The organism is Agrobacterium sp. NPDC090273 (genome assembly GCF_044772305.1).
In the GTDB taxonomy this organism is placed as follows: domain Bacteria; phylum Pseudomonadota; class Alphaproteobacteria; order Rhizobiales; family Rhizobiaceae; genus Agrobacterium.
This window is the reverse complement of the sequence record NZ_JBIVYN010000002.1, coordinates 620,258-642,366: the sequence shown is the minus strand read 5'-3', so window position 1 is coordinate 642,366 and position 22,109 is coordinate 620,258. Positions and strand designations below refer to the sequence as shown.

At 58.0% G+C, this 22,109-nt stretch carries 22 protein-coding genes; 17 read left to right on the top strand and 5 right to left on the bottom strand.

The window, feature by feature from the left end:
• Positions 1 to 470: 470 nt before the first annotated feature.
• The gene (locus ACIQT8_RS09270) at positions 471 to 986 is read left to right on the top strand and encodes a cytochrome P460 family protein (protein ID WP_400964836.1); all 516 of its coding nucleotides are present in this window, start codon (positions 471 to 473) and stop codon (positions 984 to 986) included.
• 200 nt (positions 987 to 1,186) lie between these two features.
• Here the strand turns inward: ACIQT8_RS09270 and ACIQT8_RS09265 are convergent, their stop codons facing one another.
• From ACIQT8_RS09265 to ACIQT8_RS09250, 4 genes are all read right to left on the bottom strand, one after another.
• Positions 1,187 to 2,506 carry an epoxide hydrolase family protein gene (locus ACIQT8_RS09265; RefSeq protein ID WP_400964835.1) on the bottom strand — a complete coding sequence of 440 codons (1,320 nt, stop codon included), beginning with the start codon at positions 2,504 to 2,506 and terminating at the stop codon, positions 1,187 to 1,189.
• 206 nt (positions 2,507 to 2,712) lie between these two features.
• On the bottom strand, positions 2,713 to 3,702 hold the full coding sequence (locus ACIQT8_RS09260) for a ketopantoate reductase family protein (RefSeq protein ID WP_400964834.1): 990 nt from the start codon (positions 3,700 to 3,702) through the stop codon (positions 2,713 to 2,715).
• Between the two features lie 50 nt (positions 3,703 to 3,752).
• Positions 3,753 to 4,529, bottom strand: a complete 777-nt coding sequence (locus ACIQT8_RS09255; RefSeq protein WP_400964833.1) for a pyrroline-5-carboxylate reductase — start codon at positions 4,527 to 4,529, stop codon at positions 3,753 to 3,755.
• Positions 4,530 to 4,534: 5 nt separating this feature from the next.
• Entirely contained in the window at positions 4,535 to 5,254 is a 720-nt protein-coding gene (locus tag ACIQT8_RS09250; protein WP_400964832.1) for a GntR family transcriptional regulator, read from the bottom strand.
• Between the two features lie 200 nt (positions 5,255 to 5,454).
• On the opposite strand from ACIQT8_RS09250, the gene ACIQT8_RS09245 reads away from it, so the two are divergent.
• The 10 genes from ACIQT8_RS09245 to ACIQT8_RS09200 all read left to right on the top strand — a co-directional run bounded on the left by ACIQT8_RS09245 (position 5,455) and on the right by ACIQT8_RS09200 (position 14,722).
• The gene (locus ACIQT8_RS09245; RefSeq protein WP_400964831.1) at positions 5,455 to 6,288 is read left to right on the top strand and encodes a substrate-binding periplasmic protein; all 834 of its coding nucleotides are present in this window, start codon (positions 5,455 to 5,457) and stop codon (positions 6,286 to 6,288) included.
• A gap of 67 nt (positions 6,289 to 6,355) precedes the next feature.
• Complete coding sequence (locus ACIQT8_RS09240; protein ID WP_262527461.1) at positions 6,356 to 7,138, top strand: amino acid ABC transporter ATP-binding protein; 783 nt, start codon at positions 6,356 to 6,358, stop codon at positions 7,136 to 7,138.
• Positions 7,139 to 7,147: 9 nt separating this feature from the next.
• The gene (locus ACIQT8_RS09235) at positions 7,148 to 7,810 is read left to right on the top strand and encodes an amino acid ABC transporter permease (RefSeq protein ID WP_400964830.1); all 663 of its coding nucleotides are present in this window, start codon (positions 7,148 to 7,150) and stop codon (positions 7,808 to 7,810) included.
• 9 nt (positions 7,811 to 7,819) lie between these two features.
• Positions 7,820 to 8,485 (top strand): amino acid ABC transporter permease, encoded by a 666-nt coding sequence (locus ACIQT8_RS09230; protein ID WP_400964829.1) that lies wholly within the window; start codon positions 7,820 to 7,822, stop codon positions 8,483 to 8,485.
• A gap of 26 nt (positions 8,486 to 8,511) precedes the next feature.
• Positions 8,512 to 9,390 carry a 4-hydroxy-tetrahydrodipicolinate synthase gene (gene dapA, locus ACIQT8_RS09225; RefSeq protein WP_400964828.1) on the top strand — a complete coding sequence of 293 codons (879 nt, stop codon included), beginning with the start codon at positions 8,512 to 8,514 and terminating at the stop codon, positions 9,388 to 9,390.
• 57 nt (positions 9,391 to 9,447) lie between these two features.
• On the top strand, positions 9,448 to 10,680 hold the full coding sequence (locus ACIQT8_RS09220; protein ID WP_400964827.1) for an NAD(P)/FAD-dependent oxidoreductase: 1,233 nt from the start codon (positions 9,448 to 9,450) through the stop codon (positions 10,678 to 10,680).
• A gap of 36 nt (positions 10,681 to 10,716) precedes the next feature.
• Positions 10,717 to 12,186 (top strand): aldehyde dehydrogenase family protein, encoded by a 1,470-nt coding sequence (locus tag ACIQT8_RS09215; protein ID WP_400964826.1) that lies wholly within the window; start codon positions 10,717 to 10,719, stop codon positions 12,184 to 12,186.
• The gene (locus ACIQT8_RS09210) at positions 12,183 to 13,214 is read left to right on the top strand and encodes a proline racemase family protein (protein ID WP_400964825.1); all 1,032 of its coding nucleotides are present in this window, start codon (positions 12,183 to 12,185) and stop codon (positions 13,212 to 13,214) included. Before ACIQT8_RS09215 ends, ACIQT8_RS09210 begins: the two co-directional genes overlap by 4 nt.
• Positions 13,211 to 13,963, top strand: a complete 753-nt coding sequence (locus tag ACIQT8_RS09205) for an SDR family NAD(P)-dependent oxidoreductase (protein WP_400964824.1) — start codon at positions 13,211 to 13,213, stop codon at positions 13,961 to 13,963. Before ACIQT8_RS09210 ends, ACIQT8_RS09205 begins: the two co-directional genes overlap by 4 nt.
• A gap of 6 nt (positions 13,964 to 13,969) precedes the next feature.
• Positions 13,970 to 14,722, top strand: coding sequence for an SDR family NAD(P)-dependent oxidoreductase (locus tag ACIQT8_RS09200; protein WP_400964823.1), 753 nt, complete (start codon positions 13,970 to 13,972; stop codon positions 14,720 to 14,722).
• 23 nt (positions 14,723 to 14,745) lie between these two features.
• Here ACIQT8_RS09200 and ACIQT8_RS09195 read toward each other — a convergent pair whose 3' ends face one another.
• Entirely contained in the window at positions 14,746 to 15,639 is an 894-nt protein-coding gene (locus tag ACIQT8_RS09195; protein WP_400964822.1) for a LysR family transcriptional regulator, read from the bottom strand.
• A gap of 131 nt (positions 15,640 to 15,770) precedes the next feature.
• Between ACIQT8_RS09195 and ACIQT8_RS09190 the strand changes: the two genes are divergently transcribed.
• From ACIQT8_RS09190 to ACIQT8_RS09165, 6 genes are read left to right on the top strand one after another with little or no spacing between them, the layout of a single operon-like run.
• The gene (locus tag ACIQT8_RS09190; protein ID WP_400964821.1) at positions 15,771 to 17,321 is read left to right on the top strand and encodes an ABC transporter substrate-binding protein; all 1,551 of its coding nucleotides are present in this window, start codon (positions 15,771 to 15,773) and stop codon (positions 17,319 to 17,321) included.
• A 24-nt stretch (positions 17,322 to 17,345) separates the two neighbouring features.
• The gene (locus ACIQT8_RS09185) at positions 17,346 to 18,227 is read left to right on the top strand and encodes a dihydrodipicolinate synthase family protein (RefSeq protein WP_400964820.1); all 882 of its coding nucleotides are present in this window, start codon (positions 17,346 to 17,348) and stop codon (positions 18,225 to 18,227) included.
• Positions 18,228 to 18,260: 33 nt separating this feature from the next.
• Entirely contained in the window at positions 18,261 to 19,220 is a 960-nt protein-coding gene (locus tag ACIQT8_RS09180) for a nucleoside hydrolase (RefSeq protein WP_138794096.1), read from the top strand.
• Positions 19,217 to 20,197, top strand: a complete 981-nt coding sequence (locus ACIQT8_RS09175) for a nucleoside hydrolase (RefSeq protein ID WP_400964819.1) — start codon at positions 19,217 to 19,219, stop codon at positions 20,195 to 20,197. The genes ACIQT8_RS09180 and ACIQT8_RS09175 overlap by 4 nt, the downstream gene beginning before the upstream one ends.
• Positions 20,194 to 21,168, top strand: coding sequence for an ABC transporter permease (locus ACIQT8_RS09170; RefSeq protein ID WP_138794098.1), 975 nt, complete (start codon positions 20,194 to 20,196; stop codon positions 21,166 to 21,168). Before ACIQT8_RS09175 ends, ACIQT8_RS09170 begins: the two co-directional genes overlap by 4 nt.
• Positions 21,168 to 22,106: an ABC transporter permease gene (locus ACIQT8_RS09165; RefSeq protein ID WP_138794099.1), complete on the top strand. Its 939-nt coding sequence runs from the start codon at positions 21,168 to 21,170 to the stop codon at positions 22,104 to 22,106. The genes ACIQT8_RS09170 and ACIQT8_RS09165 overlap by 1 nt, the downstream gene beginning before the upstream one ends.
• Positions 22,107 to 22,109 lie beyond the last annotated feature (3 nt).

Below are 22,109 nucleotides of genomic sequence, written 5' to 3'. Positions count from 1 at the left end.
GATATCCCGTTCGGTTCAAACCCTGCGTTAATATGCTTCAATTGGGAGATTGATTTCAATGGACTGTATCGTAATGGTTCGGCGATACATATCGCGACTTTCGCTATTCGCCCCAGAATTCATATACGATCGCCTGTCCAAACTTTTGGGCCACAGTCTGATGGCGGTGGCGAGGCTTTGCCCGCTTTTCGTGTGGGGATGGACAAACAGCGGACAGTCTTCCGTCGGGCCCATAAAGCGTCCGGACGTAGCTAGAGCCCACGATCCATACGATTCTGTCTGGAAAGAGAGGCGGACAGGCGCTCCAACGTCTGAGCAATGCTCCAACTTCACTTTTGACGCACTTGAAGATCGAGGACGAGGGTGCCTTCGGACTACATTACGATACATTTCCGGGTGCCAATGAAATCCGGGAGATACATGACTGCCTCAACCTGTGCCGCGATATCTAAAGGTGCAGGAGAAGATTGATGAAGCCGATATACGCAGTGCTGGGTGTCTGTTCAGTGTCCGTTGCAGTTTTTGGTGGTGCGGCATCTTATTCCAGAGCGACCGATGTTCCATCGGAGAATGCCTCGCCTATTTATGGTGTGACCATTCCGGCCGGTTATCGGGACTGGAAGTTTATTGCACCAGCGCAGGAGGCGCCGCCACTGGATGAGTTGCGGGCGGTTCTTGGAAATGACATTGCCATCGAAGCCTATAAGAAGGGGACATTGCCGTTCCCGGATGGTTCGGTTCTGGTCAAGCTGGCGTACAAGCGCCAGCAGTCGACCGAATTTCAGCCAGCGACTGTTCCTGGTGCACCAACAACCGTGCAGGTGATGGTCAAGGATTCGAAAAAATATCCCGACAGCCACGGATGGGGCTTTGGGCGGTTTGTTGACGGCAAACCGGTAGACATCGCGCAGCATGAGACCTGTCTTTCGTGCCATGTCGGCAACGTCAAGGATCATGACTACGTCTTTACGCGCTACGCGCCTTAAGCATTCTGGCGTCCATATCCCCCACGATACTCGTAGAAAGTATTTCGCCCCGCGCTTCTGAGAAAGCGGGGCGATTTTATTTTTACGGCGAGATTAGCGTTTCCTGAAAAGTCTGGCGCCCCAAAGCCCATCGGCAATGGCCAGACCAGTTACTCTCGGAACACCGCGCGGATCTTTCTCCGAGCCGCGCGGTGGCGATGTTAACGGACTGATTTAAAAGCTGCCCTGAGTTCTTCCGCAAAGATCTGCGGCTGTTCCCAGGCTGCGAAATGTCCGCCTTTGGCTACCTGGTTATAGTAGGTCAGATTTGGATAGGCCTGCCGGCTCCAGCTTTCCGGCGCCTGGTAGATTTCCTTCGGGAAAACGGTGATCCCAACGGGTATCTTGATGTCCTGCGTTTTCTGCGTCTCTGAACTGAAATTGTTGTTGTTATTTTCCCAGTAAAAGCGCGATGACGAAGCCCCGGTGTTGGTCAGCCAATACAAGGTGATGTCATTGAGCATCTCGTCGCGCGACAGGACCTTTTCCGGTACGCCGTCACTGTCGCTCCACTGCGCGAATTTCTCGTACATGAAAGAAGCAAGCCCCGCAGGCGAGTCCGAGAGCGAGTAGCCGATTGTCTGCGGTCGCGTGACCATCATGGCACCATATGCTGCATTCCGGCCGAAGAACGTACTCAACGATTGAAACGCATCACGTTCCGGCGACGTCAATTCAGCAGGTGCGGGATCGCCGCTATTGATTGCCTTCATGAGGTTTCCTGGCACGGTCGCCGGCATGTTGAGGTGAATAGCCAGAAGGCCCTCCGGAGCCTGCCGCGCCAAGGCATCCGATATAACTGAGCCGTGGTCTCCGCCCTGAGAAACATAATGCTTGTATCCAAGCCGCTTCATCAATGTATCCCAGGCACGGGCCGTCCGATCTGGACCCCAGCCCAACTCCGTTGGTTTGCCGGAGAAGCCATAACCGGGGATCGATGGAATGACCACGTCAAAGGCATCTTCCGCCCGGCCACCATAGGCGGTTGGATCGGTCAGAGGTCCGATCGTCTTCAGGAACTCGAAAGGGGAACCGGGCCAGCCGTGCGTCAGGATGACCGGCAGGGCATTCGGGTGACGAGAGCGGACATGGATGAACTGAATATCGACGCCGTCGATGTTCGTTATGAATTCAGGCAATGCATTGAGCTGTGCCTCGGCCTTGCGCCAGTCGTAGTCGGTTCCCCAATAACGAACGAGGGCCTGCACGTTGGCAAGCTGAATGCCCTGCGAGATATCACCAACCGTTTCCTTGTCCGGCCAACGGGTGTCGGCGATGCGTCTGCGCAGGTCATCAAGCTGGGACTGAGGAACATGAACCTGGAATGGACGAATGCTTTCGTCGGCTGTGGCCACCTTGGCGTCTGCGGCGGCTGCATTCGAGATGTGGGCTGCTGACACGAGCATGGCTGCCGCAAGCGCTGCGAGGATGCGGCGAGCCTCGACTTGTCTCCCGGCGACATTATTCTTCATCATGGGCATAGGTGTTTCCTTCGTCGTTGTTCATGACGAAGTCAGGCTATGCAGCCGACGTATCCCGAATGTTTTCAGATTTGCGGGAACTGTATCAAAGCGTAGCTCTCCCGATTGTCCGCATTTGGCGGGTAAGCTCTCTGCTGTTCAGTAACATTTGGTGCGGCAAACCAAACTGATTTAAGGCGGGGCGATACACACCGGCCGACGACATATCAGTGGTCGACGAGCGCCTGTATTGCTGCAAGGGACAGTGTTCCGTCAAAGCCGCCATTTTGCTCCAGCTTGCCCGTTAGCAACTGAACTGCCGCATTATAGGGTGTCGGGACACCGTGTAGGCGGCCGAGGAGGACGATCTCGCCGTTGAGATAATCGACCTCGCTCGAAGCTCCACGTTTGAAGCTTTGCCATGTCGATTGCTGACCGGACTGGATGCCGCTGTTTTCCGCTGTTTTCCAGTTTGATATATCGATGGTTCTCTCAATCGGTGATGCGGGCGAATAGCCCGCAGCCTGCAAAACATCCCGAGCCTCCTGCCCGAGCGCTGCACTGATTGAACCGGCCTGGTCATCCGTGCCATCGAAGAGTTCGAGGGCGTTCCTGACATTGTGCAGCAGCTTTGCCGATTTCCAGCGGCGAATGTCTGCGCTGGTTTCGGCAAGATAGCCTGCCCGGATGAGGTCGGTGACAATCAGTTCGCTCGTTGCATCATTCCGTGAAGGAAAGCGCCCAACTGTAACGATACCAAGTTGCGGGTCACCGCCCACTGCCACCTTGCCGGTTTCCGTAAACCGGGCAGGCGTCATAATGCTGGCGCCGTAGACATGGGAAAATGTCCTGAGAGCCGCAGCCTCCGTTGCGAGACCATTCTGGAACGTGACGATCGGCAGGCTGGCGGCCACACCGTCGTTTTGATCTTGTAGCGGACGCCAGGACCAGAAGGATAATGCCGTGGCTGCATCCTGCGATTTGACTGTCAGCAACAGGATGTCGTCGGAGTTGAGCTCCGGAGGATTGCTGAGATCAAAAGCGTTCAAGTTGATCTGTCGTGTTCCGGATGGGCGCTGGAAACTCAATCCGTATTGTTGGATATGCTTGATCTGAGCGCCGCGACCGACGAGTGCATAGCTGATACCCGTCAGTTCGAATTGTGCGGCAAGGCTGGCCCCGATCGCACCTGCGCCAATAATTACGTAACGTGTCATGTTTGCAGATACTCCCGAAGTAAGCGGACTTCTCGCAACAAAATTGGCTGTCACCCCGTGATACGCGCAAAAACGCGATCCAGAGCCTGTTTCAGAGCCGTTGTGCCGCCGTCTTTGTCGAAATCCACCTGTACCTGTTCGTTCAGGCCACCCTTCGTAGTAAATTCACGGCTGAGTTCGCCAAAGGAGCTGGTACGCGACTTTTTGGCTCTTTCAGCGAGACCATGAAAGAGCGGCGCCAAATAGGCCTGTCCTTTCGCCCGGTCGAGACCATTGTCTTCAAGCCAATCTGTTGCCACGTCCAGAATGTGGAAATAGGTCGACATCAGTGCGCTGGCTGCAGCCAACAGGTCGTATTCTTTTTTGCTTTCGCACTGAACGGCGCTGCCAAGTGCATCGAAAAGTGCCGCTGTCTCAACGTCCGGCGGAAAAATTGCGGTTACACCAATGCGGTCTTCAACGAAGGGCAGCGGGATCGCCTGAACCAGATGTACGTCAGCACCGATCCACTCCAAAAGGATCTGCCGTTCGGTTGCAGCGATGACACTGACGACCGACTGACCGTCCCGAAATGAAAGTGGCTCGATAACCTCTTTGGCGATCTGCGGGCGGACGGCGAGAACGACAACGTCGCTCTGGTCAACGACCGCCTGATTGTCCCTGGCAACCGATGCGGTCTCGAAGTCGGCAGCAAGGCGTGAAGATATATCGGCGCTGCGTGGAGAAAGGTGCACCTTGCCAGCATAGGCAGGCGTCGCCAGCAGTCCTCGGACCATGGCCTCGGTGATGGCACCAGTGCCGACAAAGCCAATCGATTCAATGGTCATGGTTTTTACTCCGCAGCGCGCAACGGGCCCAATGTAACGTCCGTCGCATAGTTTTCGCGCATGAAATTGATGAAGTTGTCCTGGAACTGCCGGGTGTGGGCGTGCGCCAGTTCGTCGGCGAGGTCGACATTCTTGTCGCGGATGGCGTTGAGCATCAGGCTGTGTTCGTCGGTTAGGAGATAGCCCTCATGCGTGCGTTCGAGATATTCGAAGTGCAGATGGAGCATGCGTTGCCCCTGCGAGAGCAGTTTCTCATAGAAGGAGGCTAGGTACTGGTTCTTGCCGGCATGGGCAATCGCCATATGGAATTCCTTGTTGGCCTCGGACATCGCAAGGTGATTGCCCGTCTTTACCGCTGCGGCAAAAGCCTTGTCGCATTTGGCGATGATCTTCAGGTCGGTTTCCGTGCGCAGTGCAGCAGCAAGCCTGGTGTTCATGCGCTGGGCGATGTCGAGCGCTTCGACGTATTTCGGAAACGTCGCGACCTCGATCGGGGCAACGATGGTGCTGCGGTTTGAAAGTGTCACGACAAGTTCGTCGGACCCCAACCGGATCAGCGCTTCGCGCACCGGCGCGCGCGACATATTGAAACGCTCCGCCAAAGTCGTCTCATCAAGAAGCTGTCCAGGTGGCAACGCCAGCGACAGAATCTCGTTGCGCAGCGTTTCATAGACACTTCTCGAGCCTGTTCCCCGCACCCGCTTCACTTCAACTTCTTCAGACACTTAAGTCCCTTTCACTTTCAGAGCCCGCATTGGGCCAGAAATCCATCGTCACAGCAATGTAAAATTTCCGCTTGACTTTGTCGACACCATGTTGACTGATAATACTCAGTCGACACGAAGCCGACAGAGATAAGCAATAGAAACGGCTCTAGCCGACGAGTGGAACAAACGCGCTTCGCGCACAGCAAAGAGGAATGCCGATGCTTTCGAAGATGATTACGTCCGCACTGCGGGCGCTGCCTGCGCTCGCCCTTTTGGGAGGTCTCGCCGTCACATCCGCCCACGCCCAGACCGCTGAAGGCTACTGGCAGGGCGTGCAGAAGGCGGGAGTGCTGAAATGCGGTGCCGCCGTCGCACCACCCTACATCATGCGCGATCCCGCCACCGGTGATTACTCCGGTTTCTATGCTGATCTATGCCGTGAATTCGCTGACGTTCTGAAGGTGAAGCCGGAGTTTGTCGACACCACCTGGGACAACATCGTGGCTGGCCTTCAGGCTGGAAAATGGGACGTGTCACTGGCGCTGAACAGGACGCCTGCTCGTGCCATGGCCGTCCAGTTTTCCATTCCGGCGATGGAGTATCAGATCTCTCTCGCCTACAACAAGAACAACCCGAAAATACCTCAAGGCGCCTCGTCCGTTGCTGAAGTCGACAAGGCAGGTGTCACCATCGCCGTGATGTCCGGTACCGCACAGGACAAGGCAATCTCCGCTGCCGTGAAGAACGCCACCATCATGCGGTTGCCCGGCAATGACGAGACGCGCCTGGCCTTGACCTCCAAACGCGCCGATATTCTCGTCGATGCTTCGGACACCAATCTGTTGCTGACCCAGGCAAATCCCGAGTGGGCAATGGCGCTCAACCCCAAGCCGGCGCTTGCCAAACAGGGTGTGTCCTTCGGCCTACCGCATGGAATGACGGCCTCTGACGTCGAGGTCGTGAACATCTTCCTAGAAGAACGGGTTGCAACCGGTCACGTCGACGAACTGATCAAGAAGGCAATTGATCAGGTTCTCAAGGGCTCGAACTGACTCCGCCGGCAGCCGGCGGTCTCTGCCGGCTGCCTCCTATCGACGCCACGATAAACCGAGATCGGCCATGACCATGTCATTCAGTCTTCCCCTCGTGAAAATGCAGTCGTTGCACAAGAGCTATGGCAATGGCGCAGTTCAGGTGCTCAAGGGCATCGATATTGAAATGAAGCCTGGCGACCGGGTCGTTGTCATCGGACCAAGTGGCGGCGGCAAGAGCACTCTGCTTCGCGTCATGATGGGGCTGGAGCAGATCGACAGCGGCGCCGTCAGTTTTGATGGAAAACCCTATATTTCCTCTGAGGGGACGGGCAAAAAAACCGTCATCGACACCGATGTTCGCCGTTCGATCGGCATGGTGTTTCAGCACTACACTTTGTTTCCGCACCTCAACGTCATCCAGAACCTCGTACTCGCACCCTGCAAGGTGCGCGGTGAAGCAAGAGCGAAAGCGGAAGCCCGGGCGCAGGCCCTGCTAGAACGGTTCGGACTTGGCGCCAAGGCAAAGGCCTATCCGGCGCAACTGTCAGGTGGACAGAAGCAGCGTGTTGCCATTGCCCGTGCGTTGATGCTGGACCCGAAGCTGATGCTTTTCGATGAGGTGACCTCGGCGCTTGATCCGGAACTTGTCAGCGAGGTGGAGCAGGTGATCATGCAACTGGCGGCGCAGAACATGCCGATGATGATCGTCACGCACGACATGTGGTTTGCCAAGAACATCGCCTCGCGGGTGATCTTCTGTGCGGGCGGCGTGGTGGTGGAAGACGGGCCGCCGGAACAGGTGCTCGGTTCGCCGAAGGAAGAGCGCACCAAGGAGTTCATCGACCGCGTTTTCCATATCAAGCAATAGGAGGGGGCCGTGAACTACGCGTTCGACTTCAATGCCGTTTCCTTCGCGCCGCTCCTTCGAGGGCTATGGGTTTCGCTTGAGCTGACTGTCGCCGCAAACATCATGGGTATCGTCGCCGGTTTCGGTCTGGCGCTGCTGCTGATGAGCCCCTACCGGTTGGTCAGAGTGCCGTTCATGCTGTTTGTCGAATTCTTTCGCTGCACACCGGCAATCGTCCAGATTGTCTGGATCTTTTATTGCGTGCCAATGTTGTTCGACGTGTTTCTCGATCCGATCACGATGGGCATCATGGCGCTGGGGCTGAACCTGACCGCGTTCAATGCCGAGGCCTATCGCGCCTCGATCCAGGCGGTGCCGAAGGAGCAGATCGACGCGGGAATTGCGCTCGGCCTCAATCCCTGGCAGCGCATTCTATACATCGTGTTTCCGACTGCCTTTCGCGCTTCCGTGCCAGTGCTGCTGACAAACGGCATCGTCATCTTCCAACAGAGCGCTCTGGTCGCGATCGTCGCGATTGCCGACCTCATGTACGAGGGCAAGTCGCTGGCGACCGAAACCTATCGCCCGATTGAAACCTTCACGGTCGTTGCCCTGATCTATTTCGCTGTCTCGTTTCCCGTCACCCAGATCGTCGGGTTTCTGGAGCGTCGACGCCAGTTGCTGGCAAGCTAGGAGGATGTGATGTCACTTGATTTCTCGGTCCTGGCGCGTTTCGAAAACGCATTGTTGCTTGGGCTTTTTACCACGCTGAAGCTGACGGTAGTCTGCATTTTGCTTGGATGCTCACTGGGCTTTATCGTCGGCCTTGCCAGAACATCGCGAAGCACCATCCTTCGCTTTGTTTCCGGGCTCTACGTGGAGTTCTTTCGCGGTACGCCGGTACTGATCCAGCTTTTCTGGATCTTCTTCTGCCTGCCGCTGATCCTCGGCGTCGAACTGTCGAACTTCATGTCCGGTGTCATTGCCCTGACGCTCTATATGGGCGCGATCACCAGTGAGACATTCCGCGCCAGCCTCAGGTCTGTCGGACCGGAACAGCGGGATGCCTGCGTCGCGCTTGGTCTTCCCCCACGTATCCAGGTCACAAGTGTCGTGCTGCCGCAGGCGGTTCTTCGGGCAATCCCGACGCTCCTCTCCAACTGCGTCAGCCTGTTCAAGGAGAGCGCGCTGGTGTCAGCCGTCGGCATGGCTGACCTGATGTTTGTCGGCCAGAACATCTCCAACAACACGGCGCGACCCGTCGAGGTTCTGACAGTGGTCGCGCTGATCTATTTCGTCATCGCTTTTCCAATCACCCGCGCCGTCACGCTTGTTGAAGGGCGAATCCTCAAGAAACTTGCCCTTTAGCGCATCTGCCACAGGAGAATGCATCCATGAAATTGTCTGGCGTAATGCCCGCTCTCATCACCCCGTTCGATGCCAATGGAAAGGTCGATTTCAAGGCCTATGAAAAGCACCTGACGGCACTGCGTGCCGCCGGTGTCACGGGCTGGGTGCCGATGGGCTCGACCGGAGAATATTCCGCCATGTCGAATGACGAACGGCTGGAGGTTTTGAAGTTCGTGAAGGATTTCGCCAGTGAAGGCGAGGCCCTGATCGCCGGTACCAACGCCCCGGCAACCCGGGAGGTCATCGAAAATACTTTGAAGGCCAAGGAGATCGGCTACGACACGGTTCTGCTTGCGACCCCGTTCTACACACGCCCGACGCAGGACGAATTGCTGGCGCATTTCCAGAGGGTGCTCGATGAAACGGATATCAATCTCGTGCTCTACAGCTATCCCTACAAGGACGGTGTCGAGATTGGTTTTGACATTCTCGATGCGCTGGCTGATGACCCACGCGTCATCGGCATCAAGGAAAGCTCGGGCTCGCTTCAGCGCGCCGTCGATATCCATTCCCGTTACGACGGCCGTATCGGACTGGTCTCGGGCTCTGACGATATTGCTCTCGATTTCATGTTCTGGGGGGCGGATTCCTGGATTTGCGGCCCTGCCAACTGCATGGCCAAGGCCTGCGTCGACCTCGATCGGACATTCCGCTCCGGGGATCTCAAGGCGGCCCGCGACAAGATGATCGTGCTCTACAAGGCTATGAACATTCTCGAGAGCGGAAAGTTCGTTCAAAAGGTCAAATATGGTTGCGAGTTGCAGGGTCTGTCCGTCGGCAACTGCCGTGCACCGCTCGGCGAACTGACCGCCGAAGAGAAGGCCGAATTCAAGGCCGCCATGCAGCCCATCCTGAACTGGTGAAAAAAATCGGCGGGCGTTCTGGCGCCCACCGCCATGACATCAATGGAGAATGCGAGCATGACAACCGTGATTGTCGGCGCAGGGATCATCGGTACAGCCATCGCTTACGAGCTGCAGAAGCGCGGGCACCAGGTGGTTCTTGTCGACAAGGGTGAGATCGGACGCGGGGCGTCGTATGGCAACATGGCATCCATTGCCGTGACTGAATTCATGCCCGCCTCGCGCCCATCCATCTGGAAACAGATCCCCGGCTGGATGCTCGACCCTGAAGGGCCGGTGCGCGTTCGCCCCGGTTATATGCCAAAGCTTCTCCCTTGGTTCGCCCGCTTTGTCGCCGCCTCACGTCCGGGAAAATTGCGCCAGCTTGAAGCGCAGGGGGCAGCACTTTGCAAACGCGTCTTTGACGATCTCCTTCCTCTGCTTCGGGAAACCGGATTGGAAGGCGAGTTGACCGATGAAGGTTGCCTGTCGCTTTATCTCGATGAGAAGGAGTTTCGTGCCGACCGTGAACACATCGAGCTCCTCGAGCGGTTTGATTTTCCACATCAGCGCCTGAGTGGCGACGAGGCGCGTGAACTGGAGCCGGCGCTGGCAAAAAACATTGGCATGGCGGTTCTGTTCCCACAAAACCGCAGCCTGCGCGATCCTTTCCGCCTGGTGAGCCGTCTGGCGGACAAGTTCACGGCTCTTGGCGGTTCCGTTGCACGCGGCGAAGTGGTGGGGTTCGATAGGAACGATCGCATCACGGCCGTAAAACTCGCAGATGGCGGCTCGATCTCCGCCGACAAAGTCGTGATCTGCGGCGGTGCCCATAGTGGCCGCCTCTCGAAAATTCTTGGTGAGCCCATCCCGCTGGAGACCGAGCGGGGATATCATACCCAGATCATGACGCCCGGCATCTCCATGCGTCATTCAATTATCTGGCCGGCCCGCGCCTTCATGGTCACGCCCACGGCGGGTGGCATCAGGGTTGGTGGTACGGTCGAAATGGCGGGTCTCGATGCGGCCCCCGATTATCGGCGCTCAAAAGTGACGGTGCGACGGGCGCAGACCGCTCTGCCCAACCTCAAATGCGAGAATTTTTCCGAGTGGATGGGGCATCGTCCCGCCCTTCCTGACACGGTGCCGGTTCTGTCCGCCTCGGCAAAGACGTCAGGGATTTTCTACGCCACCGGTCACGGCCATCTCGGGGTAACTTACGCCGCCACAACTGCGCGGCTGATGGCTGATCTCATCACAGGCGCCCCGCCACCTATCGACATGCACCCCTATCGTATCGACCGTTTCTGATGGACGGTCGGTCAGACATAACCGTGTGAGGACACCATGCAGAACAGACTTTTCATCGACGGCCAATGGATCGCCCCTGCAGACGGTGCCATTCTTCCGGTGATCGACCCGGCGACGGAAGAGGTCATTCATCACATTGCGGCTGCCGGTCGGACGGAGGCGGATGCTGCAGTAAAAGCTGCGCGTGAAGCGTTTGACCATGGGCCGTGGCCAAGACTGTCTGGCAAGGAGCGTGCCTCCTATCTGCGTGCCATTGCACAGGGTATTCGAGACCGTCTGCCCGATCTGGCGCAGATGGAGACCCGTGACAACGGCAAGCCCCTGCCGGAATCCGAATGGGATCTTGCCGACGCTGCCGGCTGCTTCGACTTTTACGCCGATCTTGCCGAGGAGCTGGATGGCGAGGTCGAGGACATCAAGCTTGCCGACAACCGCTTTATCTCGAAAGCCGTGCGTGAGCCGCTTGGTGTTGCCGTCGCGATCGTGCCGTGGAACTACCCGTTGCTGATGGCGTCGTGGAAGGTTGCCCCGGCCCTTGCCGCCGGCTGCACCATGATCCTCAAACCAGCGGAGACGACATCGCTTACGGCGCTCGAACTCGGTGTTATTGCGGAAGCTGCGGGGTTGCCGAAAGGCGTCCTCAATATCCTCTCCGGAAAGGGGTCGGTGGTCGGGCAAGCTCTGGTTGATCACCCCGATGTTGACAAGGTTGCCTTCACCGGTTCGGGTCCGGTCGGCGCGCGTATCATGGCGGCCGGCGCGAAGGACATCAAACGCATCAGCCTCGAGCTTGGCGGCAAATCTCCCTTCGTGGTCTTCGCCGACGCCGACATCGAAAAGGCCGTTGAATGGATCATGTTCGGCATTTTCTGGAACCAGGGGCAGGTCTGCTCTGCGACATCGCGTGTACTGGTCGAGGCTGGTCTTTATCCGAGACTGCTGGACCGGCTCGTCGAGGAAGCCGGCAAGATCAGGATCGGCAATGGGCTAGACGCTGGAACGCTGCTTGGGCCTCTCGTCAACGAAGGACAGTACGATGATGTGCTGCGCCATATCGACCGGGCCGTCGAGCAAGGCGCGAACCTTGCCTGTGGCGGTCGGTATGACGGGTTTGAAAAAGGGTTCTGGGTTTCGCCGACAATCCTGACGGATGTGGCGCTCGACAGTGATGCCTGGATCGAGGAGATTTTCGGCCCCGTTGTCTGCATACGTCCGTTCGAAACCGAGGAAGAGGCGATCAGCCTTGCCAATGGGTCCCGCTTCGGGCTTGCGGCGGCTGTCATGTCCGCAGACGATGCCCGTTGCGAACGGGTTGCCGCAGCGTTCCGGGCCGGCATCGTCTGGATCAATTGCTCGCAGCCGACATTCACCGAAGCACCCTGGGGCGGCTACAAGCAGTCAGGCATTGGTCGTGAACTGGGCCGGTGGGGGCTCGACAATTATCTGGAGACCAAGCAGATCACCCGGCTGGTCAGCGATGAGCCATGGGGATGGTATCTGAAATGACCTTCGACAAGGTGCTCGATATCCTGCTTGTCCACTGCCAGGGCGAAAGCGGCAATGTGCTTGTTGGGGGTGCTCCGGACATCCCCGGTGAGACCATTCTCGACAAGATGAACCATCTGAATGATGTGGATCCCTCGTTGCGTCTGTTCTTGACGCGCGAACCGCGTGCCCAGGTGGTGCACACCACCAATCTGCTTCTGGCGCCGACCCGACCGGACGCCGACGCGGCATTTATCGTGTTGCAGCCTGACCGGGCGCACCCGATGTCCGGCTCCAACTGTATCTGCGTCGTGACGGCGCTTCTCGAAAGCGGTCGTTTGCAGATGGTCGAGCCGGAAACGGTCGTTCGCCTGGATACGGCAGCCGGGTTGATTGTCGCTCGAGCCAGATGCGAAGGCGGCCGCTGTCTGTCGGTCAGTCTCGATAATGTGCCCGCTTTCGTGCATCAACTCGACGTGGCCATCGACACACCCAAATGGGGGCTGATCACGGCGGACATTGCCTTTGGAGGTGTCTTTTACGCGCAGATCGATGTTGCGCAGATTGGGATGCGGATTGAGCCCGAAGCCGCACGTGCCCTGGCGGAAGCCGGTACCGAAATCAAGGCGCTTCTGTCCAGTCAGATCAAGGTCAGCCATCCGGAAATTCCAAGTCTGGATGAGATCGCCTATGTGATGTTCCGCGATTATCAACCGGATGGCTCCGTCATCACCTGCACAACACTGAAGCCGGGACGGGTTGATCGCTCTCCATGCGGAACTGGTTCGTCGGCTAATCTTGCCATCCTTCGTGCGAAGCATATGGCTGCGGTCGGAGACATAAGGGTTTCACGCAGCATCATCGGTGGAACCTTCACGGCCGAGATCCTCAGCGAGACCGATATTGCCGGTCGTCCCGCCGTTTTGCCGCGTATCACGGGTCAGGCTTATGTCTTCGGGCGGCAGCAACTGCGGCTTGATCCAGAAGATCCCTTCGCCCATGGTTTTGCCATGTCGGATACCTGGGGACCGCAAGTGGGGGAACTATGAAACTTTCCGGACAATCCATCCTCGTGACCGGCGCGACGGGCGCCATTGGGCAGGCCATATGTCAGGCTCTTGCTACCGAGGGTGCGCGTGTCGTTGTTCATTATGGCCGCAATCACGACGTTGCCGAAACGCTGGTGAGAACCCTGGGGGAAGGCCATTCGGCCGTCACCGCGGACCTCTCCAGTCCCGAGGGTGCGCAGCTTTTGTGGGATCAGTCGATTGCTGTGGCAGGCAAGCTTACCGGGCTGGTCAACAACGCCGGTATCCGCTCGGAGGTGGCAATCGACGCCCCGATGGACGAATGGCAACGGGTCTGGGCGCGTGAGATGCAGGTCAATTTCCTGTCTGCCGTCGATCTGTCGAAGCTCGCCATCCAGCATTTCCGCCATAACGGCGGTGGTCGCATCGTCAACATGGCGAGCCGCGCAGGTCAGCGTGGCTACACATCGAGCGCCATGGCCTATGGCGCATCAAAGGCTGCACTTATCAATCTCACCAAGTCAATTGCACAAAGCTATGGGCACGAGGGCATTACCTCCGTCGCGCTGGCGCCGGGGTGGGTGCGCACAGAGATGGCCAAAGCCTATATTGCCGAACATGGTGAGGCGGCAGCGCTCGCCGGCATTCCCATCGCCAGAATGGCCGACCCGCAAGAGATCGGCGAAATCACCGCATTTGCCTTCCGTCCTTCCCAGGCCTCCCTTAACGGTGCTGTGCTGGACGTGAATGGTGGCAGCTATATGAGGTAATCAGACATGCGCTTCCAGAACAAAGTTGTTATCGTTACCGGTGCCGCAGGTGGTATCGGCGGCGCCATCAGCAGCCGTTTTGCGGCAGAGGGCGCCCACGTCATCGTCACGGATATGAATGGCGAGGGAGCCGAGGCAACGGCAAGCCAGATCAGGGGAGAGGGTGGCTCTGCCCGGGCCGTGGCAAGTGATATCTCGAACGCCGAGGGCTGCCGCGCCATCATCGACGATGTGATTGCTCACGAGGGCCGGATTGACGTCCTTTGCAACAATGCCGGTATCAACAGGCGTGGCAATCTGCTGTCGTTGACGCCGGAGGACTGGCGTTTGAGCTTTGCCGTCAATATCGATGCGATGTTCCATCTTTGCCAGGCAGTGCTTCCGCATATGATCGAAGCCGGTGGCGGCGCTATCGTCAACACCGCGTCGCAATGGGGGCTTTACCCGGCACCGAACCACATTGCCTACAACGTCACAAAGGCGGCGGTTGCAAGCTTCACTCAGAACCTCGCCCGTGACTATGCGCCCAGCAAGGTGCGCGTCAACGCGGTCTGCCCCGGTGAAATTCACACGCCAATGCTGGAAGCGGGGGTCAAGCGTTCGGGACGCACCATTGCCGACCTTGACAAGCTCGTACCCTTCGGCCGCATTGGCAAACCGGAAGAGGTTGCAGCACTGGTGGCATTCCTGGCGTCTGAGGAGGCGGCCTTCATGTGCGGTTCCCTGGTCGAAATCACGGGTGCTCAGGCCGTTGCCTGAGATTTAGGGCTCGCTGTTTATCGCTACTGCGAGCCCGCTGCACTCATCATCTGCTGCATCCGTTCGATCAACCGATCGAGAACGGCTATTCTCTGCGCTCCGACAGGGCGTATGGCGTAATAGGAAACCTCAATCTTCGGTTCGAACGGTATTGCCACCACCTTCGCATCGGCGGAACGGAGACTGGTGTGGTCGACAATGCCGACCCCCATGCCCGCGGCGGCGAAATAACAACAGTTGAGCATAGAGGTTTCCATCGTGCTGATCGGCTGATGGTCTTCCGTCGAAAAGGCGCGGTCGAGCGCCAGTCGCAAAGGCGAATTTCTGCCGGGGATAAGAACACGTTCATCGAGCAGGTCGCCAGGCGTGACGACCTGACGGGATGCCAATCTGTGATCCGCCGTCATTGCTGCAACCGCGTAGGAACTGTGCAGAGGCGTGGCGTTCTTGTCCGCCATTCTGGGTGAGGCGAATACCAGCCCGAGATCATACCGGTTCTGGTCGACCATATCCCAGATGTAGCGGCTGTTTTCGACGTCGATGACCAGCGGAATATCCAGCCGGTCACCGATCACTTCGACAATTGCCTTGTGAAGATAAGGCCTTACCAGAGATGTGACGCTGCCAATCCGCAAGACGGTGTTCTTGTGTGCCCTTATGTCGTCTGCCGCCTGGGCGATCTGGTCGAGGCCGAGGTAGAGTCGCTCGACTTCCCGGTAGAACTCTGTCGCTTCAGCGGTTGGCACCAATCGCGCTCCCACGCGTTCAAACAGTCGCATTTGGACGATATCTTCGAGATCGCGGATAAGGCGGCTGACAGCAGGCTGCGTGACGTTCATGGCCTCGGCGGCAGCAGTGATGCCACCGGTCATCATTACGGCGCGAAATGCTTCGACCTGTCTTGGTTTCAGCCTCAACTTGCAGTCCCTCACATAACATTACGGCATGGCTTAAGTACAAAATGCAATTTTTCTTTTGCCAGGTAAAACGTTAATTCGTCTTTTACCCGCAGGGAGCGCGGGTCGGACAACCCGGAGGAGTCCCCGTTATGAAATTTTCTGTTTTCGCAGCCGCAATGGCAGCGTCCGTTTTTGCCATGCCGCTCGCGAGCGAGGCCCGGGATCTGACCGTTGGCCTGTCCGCCTCTACGACGTCCATGGACCCGCAATTCTATGTCGTCGGCCCGAACAGCGCGATGGCGCGCAACATTTTCGATGGTCTCGTCAACCAGGACGACAAGCAGCAGATCCAGCCGGCTCTGGCTGTTTCCTGGACAATCGTTGATGACACGACCTGGGAATTCAAGCTTCGAGAAGGCGTGAAGTTCCACGACGGCAGCGATTTTACCGCTGAAGACGTGGTCGCCAGCATCAAGCGCATTCCGCTTGCCTCGACCAACAGCCCAAGCTCGTTTGCCGCTTATGTGAAGGCCATTACCGAGGTCGAAGCTGTCGATCCTCTGACGGTCCGCATCAAGACATCAGGCCCGACGCCGCTGCTGCTCAACAACCTCAGCCGTATCGCCATGCTTCCGGCCGAAATGGAAAAGGTTACGACCGGCGAGATGAACACCGGTAAGGGTGTTGTTGGCACCGGCCCGTTCAAATTCGTTTCCTGGTCGCCGGACGACAATGTCGTTGTTGCGCGCAACGATACCTATTGGGGTGAAAAGGCTGCCTGGGACAAGGTTACCTTCCGCGTCTTCAAGAACCCGAGCGCCCGCGTGGCCGCCATGCTTTCGGGCGATGTGGACATGATCGAAAACATCCCGACGGCCGATACCCGCCGCCTGGAAGCTTCGGACAAGATGAAGGTCATTAACATTGCCGGCAACCGCATCATGTACCTGCATATGGATCAGGGCCGTGAAGAATCGCCTTTCGCAAAGGGGGCTAATGGCAAGAACCCGCTGCTGAAACCGGAAGTCCGTCGCGCGCTGTCGCTATCCATCAACCGTGAAGCGCTTGTCGACCGTATCATGGACGGCCAGGGCGTGCCGGCCGGTCAGGTCGTTCCGGAAGGGTATTTCGGGTACGATCCAGCCATCAAGGTTGATGCCTATGACCCGAACAAGGCCAAGGAACTGCTGGCGAAAGCGGGTTATCCCGACGGTTTCCAGCTGACCTTCCATGCATCGAACGACCGTTATCCTAATGACAGCAAGGTTGCGCAGGCCATTGGCCAGTTCTTCAGCCGTGTTGGCGTGAAAACGGAAGTCGCGACGCTGCCGGGCAGCGTCTATTTCACACGCGCCTCGAATCTCGAATTTTCGTTCATCATGGGCGGTGCTGCCGTTGAAACGGGTGAGGCTTCCGGCGTTCTCGGACCGATCCTCGAAACCTACGGCGAAAAGGCCGGCCAGGGCAATCGCGGTCGTTACTCCAACCCGGAGTTCGACAAGGCTCTGAACGAAGCCCGATCAACGCTCGACGACGCAAAGCGTGAGGAACTTCTGAAGAAGGCCACTGAAATCGCAATGACGGATCTCGGTGTCATTCCGGTTTTCTATCTCGCCAACACCTGGGCGGTGAAGAGCGACATCAACTACGCCGGTCGCTCCGACGGTTACACGCTTCCCTACTACGTGAAGCCGAACTGATCGAAGAACAAGGAGCGGTCCACCATGTCTTTCAGCGGTGTATTTCCCTATCTCGTCTCACCGGTTGATAGCGCCGGTCAGGTGATGCAAGGTGTGCTGACGGATCTGGTGGATCATCTGATCGACGCTGGCGTCCATGGTCTGGCGCCGCTCGGCAGCACGGGTGAATTTTCCTATCTCTCCCAAGAGCAAAGACGCCGCGTCGTCGACACCGTGATCTCGGCCAATCGGGGCCGGGTTCCCGTTGTCGCCGGCGTGGCGTCGACATCCACTGCCGATGCCGTTGCCCAGACGGAATACATGGTAGAGGCCGGCGCAGATGGCATTCTGGCGATCCTCGAAGCGTATTTCCCGGTCAGTGACGAGGGCGTCGAAGCCTATTTCACCGCCATCGCCAAGGCGGCCAAAGGTCGTCCGGTGGTGCTCTACACCAATCCGCAGTTCCAGCGGTCCGATCTGTCTTTGCCGGTCATCGAACGACTGAGCAGGATCGATAACATCCGCTACATCAAGGACGCCTCGACCAACACGGGGCGGCTGCTCTCGATCATTGAGCGGACCCGTGGCCGCATGGAGGTATTTGCAGCCTCCGCGCATATTCCGGTCTGCGTGATGATGATTGGCGGGGTCGGCTGGATGGCCGGTCCAGCCTGCATCGTGCCCAAGCAGAGCATTGCACTCTACGAGGCGGCCAAGGCCGGCGACTGGACGCGTGCGATGGACCTTCAACGGCCGATGTGGAAGGTCAACGAGATTTTCGCGAAATATTCGATCGCCGCCTGCATCAAGACGGCGCTCGATCTGCAGGGTTTTGCCGTCGGTGCGCCAATGCATCCGCAAATGCCGCTCGGTGAGGCCGCGCGAGCGGAAATCGCCAGCGTGCTGCGCGATATTGGCGCGCTCTGAATTTTCTGATCCCACACATTGAAGGCATTGAGAATGAAGCCGATTTCGATCATCGTCGATTGTGATCCCGGTATCGATGACACGATTGCCCTGTTGACCGCATTCGTGTCGCCGGAACTCAAGATTCTGGGCATCACACCGGTCTGTGGCAACCAGCCGCTCGAGCGCACGGTGCGCAATGCGTTGCAGGTTTGCGAACTTGGCAACCGTATCGATATTCCGGTTTATGCCGGTTGCTTCCGGCCGATGCTGCGTGAGCCGATCCATGGGCAGTTTCATGGCAAGACCGGACTTGGCAACACCGTGTTGCCGGAACCGGTGAAAAAGGCCGAAGAAACGTCTGCCGTCGATTTCCTGATTGATGCGCTGTCCAAGGCCGCAGAGCAGGGCGAGCGTATCACGCTCTGCTGCCTGGGGCCGCTGACCAACGTCGCGGTCGCCCTGCGCATGAAACCGCAGATCGCCGAAGGCATCGAACGCATCGTGATGATGGGTGGTGCCTATCGCGAGCCGGGTAACCGCACAATGACCTCGGAATTCAACGTTCTGGCCGATCCGCATGCCGCTCATGTCGTGTTTTCGACTGGCATTCCACTGGTTGCCTTGTCGCTTGATGCCACGCATCAGGTCATGCTGAAGCCGGAACATGTCGCCGAGTTTTCGCGTGTCAGCGGTCGCATCTCCGAAACACTGGCCGAGTTGATGGCATTTTGGGATCGTAACGATGTGCGTCGTTATGGTTCGCGCGGGGGTCCGCTGCATGATCCCCTGGTCATGGCCTATATCCTTGCGCCACATCTGTTCGAAACCGAGAAAGCCCGCGTTTTCGTCGAATATGAAAGCGAACTCTGCATGGGTCAGACGATTGCCGACTGGTACGGTAAGAGCGGCCTCGAACCGAATGCCGACATCGTTACGAAGGTCGATGCGGAAGGCGTTATTGCCTTCTTCCTTGAGCGCCTGTCGCGTTATGCCGAAAAGGCCATGGCATGAGTATCCACAAGGTCATCATTGATGCGGACCCGGGCGTGGACGATGCCGCCGCCATCCTGATGGCGCTTGCCTCGCCTGAAATCGAGGTTCTCGGCCTGTCGATCGTGGCTGGCAACGTGCCGCTCGGCGATACCGTCACGAATGCCTGCAAGCTTGTTGGGCTCAGTGGTCGCCGCGACGTACCGGTTCATGCCGGTGCGAGTGGCCCTCTGGTACGTGAGCAGGTTTACGGCAAATATGCCCGGATCGGCTCCTTTGACGATACGCTGGTTAAGGCTGGCGATATCGTGCCGTCGCAAGAAGGTGCTGTTCAGTTCATCGTGCGATTGGCGCGTGCTGCTGCAGCTGCAGGCGAACAGATCACCATCTGTGCCATCGGACCTATGACCAATGTGGCGCTGGCGTTGATCCAGCATACGGATGTTGCCCGTGGCATTCGCCAGATCGTTTCAATGGGTGGTGCGTTCACGGCTCTCGGGCACCGCACGCCCTGGGCAGAATTCAACATCTACGCCGACCCGCATGCGGCGGAAATCGTCTTCCAGTCCGGCGTACCCATCGTGCTGATGCCGCTCGACATGACATTTCAGGCGCTTTTCACCGCCGACCATTTCCAGCGCTTTCGCGCGGGTGGCGAAGCGGGTGCTGCGCTTTACAATCTCTTCTCCACCTTCGACCGCAGCGATGAAAAACGCTTTGGTCGTCCGGGCGGACCGATCCATGATGCGACAACGATCGCCTGGTTGATCCGGCCCGAACTGTTCACCAGCCGCGAGGCTTTTGTCGGCGTTCAGGTCACGGGCCTGACGATGGGTTATACCTATGCCGATTTCTACAAGAAGATGGACCGGCCGGCCAATGCCACTGTCGTCACCGATGTCGACGAAGCCGGGTTCATCGAATTGCTGATCGAGCGCATCGCCCGCCATGGCGACGACGCGCTCGACAGACGAACCCTGGGAGGCTCACACGCATGAGCGGATATCTCTTAAGCCGGTCGCTCCAGACCATACTCACACTGTTTGTCATGTCGGTCCTGGTTTTTGCCGGCCTCTATCTCGTCGGCAACCCTGTCGACGTGCTGTTGAGCCCGACCGCGACACCGGCCGAGCGCCTGCAGGTTATCCAGTCCTTTGGTCTCGATAAATCTGTCTGGGAACAATACTGGATCTTCCTCAGCAACGCCCTTTCGGGCGATCTCGGCAACTCCTTCGTGTTCAATCAGCCAGCGCTGACACTCATCATGAACCGCATGCCCGCGACACTCGAGCTCGCTTTTGTGGCGCTCGCCATGGCGCTGGTGATCGGTATTCCGCTGGGTGTTTACGCCGGCCTGAAGCCGAAAGGCTTCATCTCCAAATCGATCATGACCTTCTCGATCCTCGGTTTCAGCTTGCCGACCTTCTGGATTGGTCTTGTGATGATTATGCTGTTCAGCGTGTATTATGGCTGGCTTCCGTCCTCCGGTCGCGGGGACACCGTCAATGTGCTTGGCGTCCCGCTGTCGATGTTCACCTGGGATGGCCTGTCGCATCTTCTGCTGCCGGCGTTCAATCTGGCGCTCTTCAAGATTTCGCTGGTTATTCGTCTGACCCGCGCGGGCGTGATGGAAACGATGCAGCTCGATTTCGTCCGTTTTGCCCGCGCCAAGGGCCTGCCGGAACGCCGCATCGTTACCGTGCATGTGCTTAAAAACACCCTGATCCCGCTGATCACGGTTATCGGCCTCGAACTCGGCTCGCTGATCGCCTTTGCGGTTGTCACCGAAACCATCTTTGCATGGCCGGGAATGGGCAAGCTGATCATCGACGCCATCGGTGTTCTCGATCGTCCCGTCATCCTTGCTTATCTGATGATCACCGTCGTGATGTTCAGCGTCATCAATCTTCTGGTCGACATCCTCTATTCGATCGTCGATCCCCGCGTCCGTCTTGAGGGGAACTCGTGATGACCGACAACAACAGCTCGACCGTTTCGGTCCATGCCGCAGCAAACAGCGGCGCAAAATCCGCCTCGCGTTCGCCATCGCGTGAAGTTCTTTTCGCGCTGATGCGTGACAAGCTGGCGCTGCTTGGTCTCGTTCTGGTGACGGTGTTCATTCTCGCCGCCATCTTTGCTCCGATGATTGCGCCGCAGAACCCTTATGATCTGGCGCAGCTCGATATTCTCGATGGTCGCCTGCCGCCCGGTTCGGAAAGCATGTCGGGTATGACCTACCTGATCGGTACCGACACGCAGGGCCGTGACCTGTTCAGTGCCATTCTCTACGGCTTGCGAACCAGTATTCTCGTGGGTCTTTCCAGTGCGGCGATCGCACTTGTCATCGGTGCGTCGATCGGTCTGACCAGCGCCTATGTCGGCGGCCGGCTGGACTCGGTCCTGATGCGTATCGTCGACATTCAGCTCAGTTTCCCGGCCATTCTGATTGCGCTCATCTTCCTCGCCATTCTCGGCCAGGGCGTCGACAAGATCATTCTGGCGCTGGTGGTCACGCAGTGGGCCTATTATGCCCGTACGATCCGCGGCTCCGCCCTGGTTGAGCGCAAGCGGGCTTACGTCGATGCAGCCCGTTCGATGGCGTTGCCAGACCGCAGCATCCTTTTCCGGCATATTCTGCCCAACTGCCTGCCGCCGCTGATCGTCGTCGCAACCATGCGCGTCGCCTATGCCATCATGCTGGAGGCAACGCTCTCCTTCCTGGGCATAGGCTTGCCGGTCACTGAACCCTCGCTTGGCCTGCTGATTTCGAATGGCTTCGAATACCTGCTGTCCGGCGACTACTGGATCAGCTTCTTCCCGGGCATTGCCCTTCTGTTGCTCATCGTCGCGATCAACCTGATCGGCGATTCCCTGCGCGACATCCTCAATCCGCGTCGTGAGGGCTAAGAT

Coding starts and splice junctions, on each gene's coding strand:
- ACIQT8_RS09245 (WP_400964831.1), top strand. CDS start 5,455: ATGCTTTCGAAGATGATTACGTCCGCACTGCGGGCGCTGCCTGCGCTC.
- ACIQT8_RS09205 (WP_400964824.1), top strand. CDS start 13,211: ATGAAACTTTCCGGACAATCCATCCTCGTGACCGGCGCGACGGGCGCC.
- ACIQT8_RS09180 (WP_138794096.1), top strand. CDS start 18,261: ATGAAGCCGATTTCGATCATCGTCGATTGTGATCCCGGTATCGATGAC.
- ACIQT8_RS09240 (WP_262527461.1), top strand. CDS start 6,356: ATGACCATGTCATTCAGTCTTCCCCTCGTGAAAATGCAGTCGTTGCAC.
- ACIQT8_RS09270 (WP_400964836.1), top strand. CDS start 471: ATGAAGCCGATATACGCAGTGCTGGGTGTCTGTTCAGTGTCCGTTGCA.
- ACIQT8_RS09200 (WP_400964823.1), top strand. CDS start 13,970: ATGCGCTTCCAGAACAAAGTTGTTATCGTTACCGGTGCCGCAGGTGGT.
- ACIQT8_RS09175 (WP_400964819.1), top strand. CDS start 19,217: ATGAGTATCCACAAGGTCATCATTGATGCGGACCCGGGCGTGGACGAT.
- ACIQT8_RS09170 (WP_138794098.1), top strand. CDS start 20,194: ATGAGCGGATATCTCTTAAGCCGGTCGCTCCAGACCATACTCACACTG.
- dapA (WP_400964828.1), top strand. CDS start 8,512: ATGAAATTGTCTGGCGTAATGCCCGCTCTCATCACCCCGTTCGATGCC.
- ACIQT8_RS09190 (WP_400964821.1), top strand. CDS start 15,771: ATGAAATTTTCTGTTTTCGCAGCCGCAATGGCAGCGTCCGTTTTTGCC.
- ACIQT8_RS09230 (WP_400964829.1), top strand. CDS start 7,820: ATGTCACTTGATTTCTCGGTCCTGGCGCGTTTCGAAAACGCATTGTTG.
- ACIQT8_RS09255 (WP_400964833.1), bottom strand. CDS start 4,529: ATGACCATTGAATCGATTGGCTTTGTCGGCACTGGTGCCATCACCGAG.
- ACIQT8_RS09265 (WP_400964835.1), bottom strand. CDS start 2,506: ATGCCCATGATGAAGAATAATGTCGCCGGGAGACAAGTCGAGGCTCGC.
- ACIQT8_RS09165 (WP_138794099.1), top strand. CDS start 21,168: ATGACCGACAACAACAGCTCGACCGTTTCGGTCCATGCCGCAGCAAAC.
- ACIQT8_RS09215 (WP_400964826.1), top strand. CDS start 10,717: ATGCAGAACAGACTTTTCATCGACGGCCAATGGATCGCCCCTGCAGAC.
- ACIQT8_RS09220 (WP_400964827.1), top strand. CDS start 9,448: ATGACAACCGTGATTGTCGGCGCAGGGATCATCGGTACAGCCATCGCT.
- ACIQT8_RS09260 (WP_400964834.1), bottom strand. CDS start 3,702: ATGACACGTTACGTAATTATTGGCGCAGGTGCGATCGGGGCCAGCCTT.
- ACIQT8_RS09210 (WP_400964825.1), top strand. CDS start 12,183: ATGACCTTCGACAAGGTGCTCGATATCCTGCTTGTCCACTGCCAGGGC.
- ACIQT8_RS09185 (WP_400964820.1), top strand. CDS start 17,346: ATGTCTTTCAGCGGTGTATTTCCCTATCTCGTCTCACCGGTTGATAGC.